The 8180-nt window shown below is 65.0% G+C and carries 7 protein-coding genes and 1 pseudogene; 6 read left to right on the top strand and 2 right to left on the bottom strand.

Going from position 1 to position 8180, the window contains the following annotated elements; translation table 11 throughout:
* Positions 1–198: 198 nt before the first annotated feature.
* The 5 genes from AC1DKV_RS27450 to AC1DKV_RS27470 all read left to right on the top strand — a co-directional run bounded on the left by AC1DKV_RS27450 (position 199) and on the right by AC1DKV_RS27470 (position 5233).
* The gene (locus AC1DKV_RS27450) at positions 199–1404 is read left to right on the top strand and encodes a branched-chain amino acid ABC transporter substrate-binding protein (protein ID WP_441618584.1); all 1206 of its coding nucleotides are present in this window, start codon (positions 199–201) and stop codon (positions 1402–1404) included.
* A gap of 207 nt (positions 1405–1611) precedes the next feature.
* Positions 1612–2547, top strand: a complete 936-nt coding sequence (locus tag AC1DKV_RS27455) for a branched-chain amino acid ABC transporter permease (protein WP_441618586.1) — start codon at positions 1612–1614, stop codon at positions 2545–2547.
* A gap of 11 nt (positions 2548–2558) precedes the next feature.
* Entirely contained in the window at positions 2559–3716 is a 1158-nt protein-coding gene (locus AC1DKV_RS27460; protein ID WP_441643502.1) for an ABC transporter permease subunit, read from the top strand.
* 13 nt (positions 3717–3729) lie between these two features.
* On the top strand, positions 3730–4506 hold the full coding sequence (locus AC1DKV_RS27465) for an ABC transporter ATP-binding protein (protein WP_441618590.1): 777 nt from the start codon (positions 3730–3732) through the stop codon (positions 4504–4506).
* Positions 4507–4516: 10 nt separating this feature from the next.
* Positions 4517–5233, top strand: a complete 717-nt coding sequence (locus AC1DKV_RS27470) for an ABC transporter ATP-binding protein (protein ID WP_441618592.1) — start codon at positions 4517–4519, stop codon at positions 5231–5233.
* Between the two features lie 107 nt (positions 5234–5340).
* Here the strand turns inward: AC1DKV_RS27470 and AC1DKV_RS27475 are convergent, their stop codons facing one another.
* Together AC1DKV_RS27475 and AC1DKV_RS27480 are read right to left on the bottom strand one after the other, a co-directional pair.
* Positions 5341–6528: an acetylornithine transaminase gene (locus AC1DKV_RS27475; RefSeq protein WP_441618594.1), complete on the bottom strand. Its 1188-nt coding sequence runs from the start codon at positions 6526–6528 to the stop codon at positions 5341–5343.
* A 288-nt stretch (positions 6529–6816) separates the two neighbouring features.
* Complete coding sequence (locus AC1DKV_RS27480) at positions 6817–7872, bottom strand: CDP-6-deoxy-delta-3,4-glucoseen reductase (RefSeq protein ID WP_441618596.1); 1056 nt, start codon at positions 7870–7872, stop codon at positions 6817–6819.
* Between the two features lie 9 nt (positions 7873–7881).
* Here AC1DKV_RS27480 and AC1DKV_RS27485 point away from each other — a divergent pair.
* Positions 7882–8180 (top strand): annotated as a pseudogene (locus AC1DKV_RS27485) (SDR family NAD(P)-dependent oxidoreductase); the annotation flags it as partial.

Below are 8180 nucleotides of genomic sequence, written 5' to 3' on the forward strand. Positions count from 1 at the left end.
GCCCCAATCTGTGCATTGGGGAAATTCCCTAGCTCATTTCGTGGGTTAATCATTCAGGTTGTTGCGTCGCATATTGCATCCGCAAAAAAAGGGGATACAATTCGCGCGTTTCAAATTGAAACTAAACTAAGGCGGTTCAGGGGAAACGTCCGGGGGGCGTTGGTTTACCCTGATCATGTGAATCCTAGGAGATCACTCATGCAAATCACGTTTGCCAAGATTCTGCCGATCGCAGCCGCAGTGGCGCTGGTTACTGCTTGCGGCAAGAAAGAAGAAAAGCCGGCTGACGCGGCAGCGTCCGCACCTGCAGCCGCAGCGGCACCCGCTGCCGGCGCCGGCGAAACCGTAGTCAAGATCGGCCACGCGGCTCCGCTCACCGGCGGTATCGCCCACCTTGGCAAGGACAATGAAAACGGCGCCCGCCTGGCCGTCGAAGAAGTCAACAAGGCAGGCCTGGAGATCAACGGCAAGAAGATCAAGCTCGAACTGGTCGGCGAAGACGACGCGGGCGATCCGAAGACCGGCACCTCCGTGGCGCAGAAGCTGGTCGACGAGAAGGTCGTGGCCGTGGTCGGCCACCTGAACTCGGGCGTATCGATCCCGGCCTCCAAGATCTACAGCGATGCCGGCATCGTCCAGATCTCGCCGTCGTCGACCAACCCCGACTACACCAAGCAAGGCTTCAAGACCACGTTCCGCGTGGTCGCGACCGACGCCCAGCAAGGTCCGGCACTGGCCAACTACGCCACCAAGAGCCTGCACGCCAAGACCGTGGCCATCGTCGACGACGCCACCGCCTACGGCAAGGGCCTGGCCGACGAGTTCGAGAAGACCGCCAAGGCTTCGGGCGTGAACGTGGTGGCGCGTGAAGCCACCAACGACAAGGCCACCGACTTCAAGGCCATTCTGACCAAGATCAAGGGCAAGAAGCCGGACGTGATCATGTACGGCGGCATGGACGCCACCGGCGGCCCGTTCGCCAAGCAGGCCAAGGAACTCGGCATCGGCGCCAAGATCGTTGGCGGCGACGGCGTGTGTACCGACAAGGTGGCCGAACTGGCTGGCGATGCCGTGTCCAACATCATCTGCTCGGAAGCCGGTCTGGCTCTGTCGAAGATGGAGCAGGGCGCCGACTTCGACAAGCGCTACCAGGCTCGCTTCAACGCGCCGGTGCAGATCTACGCACCGTTCACCTATGACGCCGTGATGGTCATCGTCGACGCCATGAAGCGCGCCAACTCGACCGAACCGGCTGCCATCCTGGCCGAAGTGCCCAAGACGAACTACAAGGGCCTGATCGGCAACATCGCCTTCGACGAGAAGGGCGACATGAAGGAAGGCACGATCACCCTTTACGAGTACAAGGACAAGAAAAAGACCGTCCTCGACGTCGTGAAGATGTAATCCGGGCTTACCGGCCCATCCGAACGGCACCGCGAGCACTTTGCGGTGCCGTTTTTTTAGCCTCGCCAAACGTACAGCATCCTTACCATGGGTGAACTAGGCAGGCCGCTTACCAGCACATAAACACACTACCAAACCACTCACACACCACCGTCCGCCCGGCAACCACTCCATGCCGCGGGACTTCGGACGGAGCAAGGAGTTTTCATGGATATCTTTATCCAGCAGATCGTGAATGGTCTGGTGCTCGGCAGCATCTATGCGCTGATTGCACTTGGCTACACCATGGTCTACGGCATTCTCGGGATCATCAACTTCGCCCACGGCGACGTCCTGATGATCGGCGCGCTGACCGCCCTCTCAGCCATTCTCGGCATCCAGAAAATCGCCCCGGGCCTGCCCGAGTGGCTCACCCTCGTCATTGCCACGCTGATCGCCATGCCGGTCTGCGCGGTGCTCGCGTACACCATCGAGCGGGTTGCCTACCGGCCGTTGCGCAATGCGCCGCGGCTCGCCCCGCTGATCACCGCCATCGGCGTATCCATCATCCTGCAGACGATGGGCATGCTGATCTGGTCGCGCAACCCGCTCACCTTCCCGCAACTGCTGCCGTCGGAGCCGATCGATATCGGGTCGACCGGCGCGACGATCACGGGCAAGGAAATGGTCATCATCGGCATGGCCGTGATGGTCATGGCCGGCCTGCTGGCCCTGGTCAACCGCACCAAGCTCGGCCGCGCGATGCGCGCCACCGCCGAGAACCAGAAGGTGGCGGGCCTGATGGGCGTGAACCCGAACTTCGTGATCTCCGCCACCTTCATGATCGGCGCCACGCTGGCCGCGCTGGCCGGCGTGATGATGGCCACCAACTACGGTAACGCCCACTTCTACATGGGCTTCATCCCGGGCCTGAAGGCGTTCACCGCCGCGGTGCTGGGCGGCATCGGCAACCTCGCCGGCGCCATGGTCGGCGGCATGCTGCTGGGCCTGATCGAAGCGCTGGGCGCCGGCTATATCGGCGACCTCACCAACGGAGTATTCGGCTCCAACTACCAGGACGTGTTCGCCTTCATCGTGCTGATCATCGTCCTTGTCTTCCGACCGTCCGGCATCATGGGCGAGCGGGTTTCCGAACGCGCCTGAGGAGAGAATCCATGAATGCCCCGATTCCATCCACGGCGCAACCCGCGCCGCTGACCAAGACGCCGGCCAAGACCATGGCCGCGCTGCTTGCCTTCCTGGTGATCGCCCTGTGCGCGCCGTTCCTCGTGCAGACGCTGGGCGGCAACTACTGGGTGCGCGTGCTCGACTTCGCGCTGATCTACATCATGCTGGCCCTGGGCCTGAACATCGTGGTGGGCTTCGCCGGCCTGCTCGATCTCGGCTACATCGCCTTCTATGCGGTCGGTGCCTACCTGATGGCGCTGCTCGGCTCGCCGCACCTGGCCAACCAGTTCGAATGGATCCACAACCTGTTCCCGAACGGGTTGCACCTGTCGATGTGGTTCGTCCTGCCGATCGCCGTGGCGGTGGCGGCCACGTTCGGCGTGCTGCTCGGCGCACCAACGCTCAAGCTGCGCGGTGACTACCTGGCCATCGTGACGCTGGGCTTCGGCGAGATCATCCGCATTTTCATGAACAACCTCGATCGCCCGATCAACATCACGAACGGGCCGAAGGGGATCACCGCGGTGGACCCGGTCCATATCTTCGGCTTCGATTTCTCGAAGTCGCACGAGATCTTCGGGCTCAAGTTCACGCCGGTGTTCATGTACTACTACCTGCTGGTGGTGCTGGTGATCGCCATCGTGTTCATCTGCCTGCGCTTGCAGAACTCGCGCATCGGCCGCGCCTTCGTGGCCATCCGCGAGGACGAGATCGCCGCCAAGGCGATGGGCATCAACACCCGCAACATCAAGCTGCTGGCCTTTGCCATGGGCGCGTCGTTCGGCGGCGCGTCGGGCGCGGTGTTCGGCGCGTTCCAGGGCTTCGTCTCGCCGGAATCGTTCGTGCTGTGGGAGTCGATCTACATCCTCGCCATCGTGGTGCTGGGCGGCATGGGCCATATCCCGGGCGTGATCCTGGGCGGCATCCTGCTGGTCGGCTTCCAGGAGCTGCTGCGTGTCGTGGCCGAGCCGGTACAGCGCCTGATCTTCGGCCACGCCATCGTCGACGCCGAAGTGCTGCGCCAGTTGCTGTTCGGCCTGGCGCTGGTGGGCGTGATGCTGTATCGCCCGGCCGGCCTGTGGCCGTCGCCGCGCAAGGAAGACCGCCCGGTGGTTCGCCGTCCGGGCAGTGTCGGCCGTTTCTGACCAGGAGGATGAGATGAGCAATGGAAACTTCCTCCTGTCGGTACAGGGGGTCAACAAGCGATTCGGCGGGCTTCAGGCCCTGTGCGAAGTGGGCCTGCAGATCAATCCGGGCGAGATCTACGGACTGATCGGTCCCAACGGCGCCGGCAAGACCACGTTCTTCAACGTGATCACCGGCCTCTACACGCCGGACTCGGGCGAGTTCACGCTGGGTGGCGAGCCCTACCAGCCCACCGCCGTGCATGAGGTGGCCAAGGCGGGCATTGCCCGCACGTTCCAGAACATCCGCCTGTTCGGCGAGATGACCGCGCTGGAAAACGTCATGGTGGGCCGCCACGTGCGCACCAAGGCCGGCCTGTTCGGCGCCATCTTCCGTCCGCCGCAGGTGCGGCGCGAGGAGGAGGGCATCGAGGACATGGCGCACGACCTGCTCGAGTACGTAGGCATCGGCAAGTACGCCAACTTCACCGCGCGCAACCTCTCGTACGGCCACCAGCGCCGCCTCGAGATCGCACGCGCCCTCGCCACCGAACCCAAGCTGCTCGCGCTCGACGAGCCGGCGGCCGGCATGAACGCCACCGAGAAGGTGGAGCTGCGCGGGCTGCTCGACAAGATCCGCTCGGATGGCAGGACCATCCTGCTGATCGAGCACGATGTGAAGCTGGTGATGGGCCTGTGCAACCGCCTGACCGTGCTCGACTACGGCAAGGTGATCGCACAGGGCCTGCCGCAAGAGGTCCAGAGCAATCCAGCGGTGATCGAGGCTTACCTCGGTACGGCGGCGCACTGAGGGCGAGACGATGAAAGACACACTACTGAAGATTTCCGGCCTCAAGGTGGCCTACGGCGGCATCCAGGCCGTCAAGGGCATCGACCTCGAGATCCGCGAAGGCGAGCTCGTCACGCTGATCGGCGCCAACGGCGCCGGCAAGACCACCACCATGAAGGCCATCACCGGCCTGCAGGGCTGGGCCGGCGGCGATGTCGAGTACATGGGCAAGTCCATCAAGGGCGTGCCCAGCTACAAGCTGCTCAAGCAGGGGCTGGCGATGGTGCCGGAAGGCCGCGGCGTGTTCGCGCGCATGACCATCACCGAGAACCTGCAGATGGGCGCGTACACGCGTGACGACGAGGGCGGCATCAAGTCCGACATCGACCGCATGTTCGGCATCTTCCCGCGCCTGAAGGAGCGCGCCAACCAGCTCGCCGGCACCATGTCCGGCGGCGAGCAGCAGATGCTGGCGATGGCGCGCGCGCTGATGAGCCAGCCCAAGCTGCTGCTGCTGGACGAGCCGTCGATGGGCCTCTCGCCGATCATGGTCGAGAAGATCTTCGAGGTCGTGCGCGCGGTGTCGGCGCAGGGCGTGACCGTGCTGCTCGTCGAGCAGAACGCGCGCCTGGCGCTGCAGGCCGCGCATCGCGGCTACGTGATGGAGTCCGGCCTGGTCACCATGAGCGGCGACGCCAAGCAGATGCTGGACGATCCGAAGGTGAGGGCGGCTTACCTGGGCGAGTGATCGTCCGCGCCGCGCCATGAAAAAGCCCCGCAGCGATGAACTGCGGGGCTTTTTCTTTCTGTGCCGGCCTGCGCCGGCCGCGGCCGGCGCGGCGACGCAGCCGCGGCTCAGGCCAGCTTCTTGAGCAGCGTGCGCAGCATGCCGATCATCTGGTCGATCTCTTCGGTGGTGACGTTCAGCGCGGGCATGAAGCGCAGCAGGTTGGGGCGCGGCGAATTCAGCAGCAGGCCTTGCGGCTGCATGTCGCGCGCTTCTTCCACGATCTGCGGGCCGATGTCCTTGTCCAGCACCAGCGCGCGCAGCAGGCCTTCGCCGCGTTCGCCGCCCAGGCCGAACTCGGACGACAGCGCCAGCAACTGCTCGCGCAAGTAGGCGCCTTTCTCCTGCACGCTCTGCAGGAAGCCGGGCGCGCTCAACTGCGCCATCACGGCGCTGCCGACCGCGGTCATCACCGGGTTGCCATTGTAGGTGCCGCCCTGGTCGCCGGCCTCGAAGCTGGCCACTTCGGCCTTGCACAGCAGGGCCGCCAGCGGCACGCCGCCGCCGATGCCCTTGCCCAGCGTCATGATGTCCGGCTCCACGCCCGACAGCACGTACGCGAACATCGGGCCGCAGCGCCCGCAGCCGGTCTGCACTTCATCGACGATGAACAGCAGCTTGTGCTTGTCGGCCAGCTTGCGCAGGCCCTGCATGAATTCGCGCGAGGCGGGGATCACGCCGCCTTCGCCCTGCACCGGTTCGAGCATGATGCCCACGGTCTTGTCGGTGATCAGCTTCTCCACCGAGGCCAGGTCGTTGAGGTCCGCCTTGGGGAAGCCCGGCACCTGCGGGGCGAAGATGGTGTCCCAGCCGGCCTTGCCCGACGCGCTCATGGTGGCGAGCGTGCGGCCATGGAAGCTGTGGTCCATGGTGATGATCTCGTACGCGCCGTCCTTGTGCTTGCGGCCCCATTTGCGTGCCAGCTTGATCGCGCCTTCGTTGGCCTCGGCGCCGCTGTTGGTGAAGAAGACCTTGTCGAAGCAGCTGCTGTCGGTGAGCTGCCTGGCCAGCCTGAGCATGGGCTCGTTGTAGAACGCCGGGCTCGGGTTGAACAGCTTTTGCGATTGCGCCACCAGCGCATCGATCATGCCCTGGTTTGAGTGTCCCAGGCAATTGACCGCCCAGCCTTGCACGAAGTCCAGGTATCGCTTGCCGTTATGGTCCGTGAGCCACGAGCCCTTGCCTTCGGTGAAGACCAGTTCGGGCCGGTTGGTGATGTACATCAGGGATTGGACGGGATACTCAGCAAATGCCATGGCGGACTCCAAGGGTCGGCGTGAAACAGGGGAGAGGAGAGGGAACCGGCACGCGCAAGAACGCGCGCAAAAACAAAAAGCCACGGGGGTTGCCCGTGGCTTGTCGATCTGAACAAAAGCGATGGACGGTCAGCCGCGCGGCACCCCGGTGGGGAGCATCGTACGGAAGCTGCGTCGGACCATAGCGTAGTTCATGGCGGCAAATATAAGGCGCATGCGCCCGGCTGTCAAAACGAATTTTCAACGGGCCGGGCATTGTTGTCGCGCTGGGACTGCGTCCGGTGGCGCTCAGGCCGCCGGGGCCGGGTGCATGTCGGCCTCCGAGGTGAACGAGTCGGCGAAGAAGGCGTCCTCGTGCAGGTCGCAGCGCAGGGAGAAGTCCTTGCGCGCTGCATTGACCATCACCGGCGCGCCGCAGGCGTAGACCTCGAAGCCTGCCATGTCGGGGTGGTCTTCCATCACCGCCTCGTGGACAAAACCGGTGCGGCCGTCCCAGTCGTCGGCGGGCTGCGCGTTCGAGATCACGGGCACGTAGCGGAAGTTGGGCAGATCGCGCGCCCACTGTTCGCACAGCGCGTTCATGTACAGGTCGGCCGGGCGGCGGCCGCCCCAGTACAGCGTCATCGGCCGCGTGATGCCGGTGTAGGCGACGTGCTCGACGATCGCCTTGATCGGCGCGAAGCCCGTGCCCGAAGCCAGCAGGATGATGGGCTTTTCGGAGTCTTCGCGCAGGAAGAAGCTGCCGAGCGGGCCTTCGAAGCGCAGGATGTCGCGCTCCTTCATGACCGGCTGGCCTTCCCTGGCGCCGAACACGTAGTCGGTGAACGTGCCGCCGGGCATATGGCGGAAGTGCAGCTCGATCGGACCCTCCTGGTGCGGCGGCGTGGCGATCGAATAGCTGCGGCGCTTGCCGTCGCGCAGCAGGAACTCCACGTACTGGCCGGCCAGGTACTGCATGCGCTCGGTGGCGGGCAGCTGCAGGCGGGCGATAATGACGTCGTCGGCCACGCGCTCCAGGCTCGCCACGCGGCACGGCACCTTCTTGATGGGGATGTCGCCCGCGCCCTGCACCTCGCGGCATTCGATGGTGATGTCCGAGCTGGCCGTGGCGCAGCAGAACAGCGCACGGCCCTCCGTCTCTTCCTGCGCCGACAGCGCGGAAGCGGCATGATCGCCCTGGACAACGCTGCCGGCGGTGACGCGGCCCTTGCAGGAGCCGCATGCGCCGTTCTTGCAGCCGTAGGGCAGGCCGATGCTGTGGCGCAGGGCCGCCGCGAGGATGGTTTCATCAGCGGCTGCTTCGAACTGGCGCCCGCTGGGCATGACGGTAACTTGGTAAGCCATAATCACTGTATGAGCAAAAATCTGTCGCGACGCCGCCTGGGCCGGCCGCGCCTGCTGATCGTAGGCTGCGGGGACGTGGGCACGCGCTGCCTTCGTATTCTTTCGACGCGCTGGCGCGTCTTTGCCACCACTTCGCAGCCATCGCGCAGCCGTGAGCTGCGCGACAACGGCGCCGTGCCGCTGCTGGCCGACCTGGACCGGCCCGCCACGCTGGCGCGCCTTGCCGGGCTGGCCGGTCGCGTACTGCACCTGGCGCCGCCGCCGGCCAGCGGCGAGGGCGACCCCCGCACCGCGGCGCTGTTGCGCGT

The sequence above is a fragment of the Cupriavidus sp. 05T41 genome, from assembly GCF_056396525.1.

Coding starts and splice junctions, on each gene's coding strand:
- AC1DKV_RS27450 (WP_441618584.1), top strand. CDS start 199: ATGCAAATCACGTTTGCCAAGATTCTGCCGATCGCAGCCGCAGTGGCG.
- AC1DKV_RS27455 (WP_441618586.1), top strand. CDS start 1,612: ATGGATATCTTTATCCAGCAGATCGTGAATGGTCTGGTGCTCGGCAGC.
- AC1DKV_RS27460 (WP_441643502.1), top strand. CDS start 2,559: ATGAATGCCCCGATTCCATCCACGGCGCAACCCGCGCCGCTGACCAAG.
- AC1DKV_RS27465 (WP_441618590.1), top strand. CDS start 3,730: ATGAGCAATGGAAACTTCCTCCTGTCGGTACAGGGGGTCAACAAGCGA.
- AC1DKV_RS27470 (WP_441618592.1), top strand. CDS start 4,517: ATGAAAGACACACTACTGAAGATTTCCGGCCTCAAGGTGGCCTACGGC.
- AC1DKV_RS27475 (WP_441618594.1), bottom strand. CDS start 6,528: ATGGCATTTGCTGAGTATCCCGTCCAATCCCTGATGTACATCACCAAC.
- AC1DKV_RS27480 (WP_441618596.1), bottom strand. CDS start 7,872: ATGGCTTACCAAGTTACCGTCATGCCCAGCGGGCGCCAGTTCGAAGCA.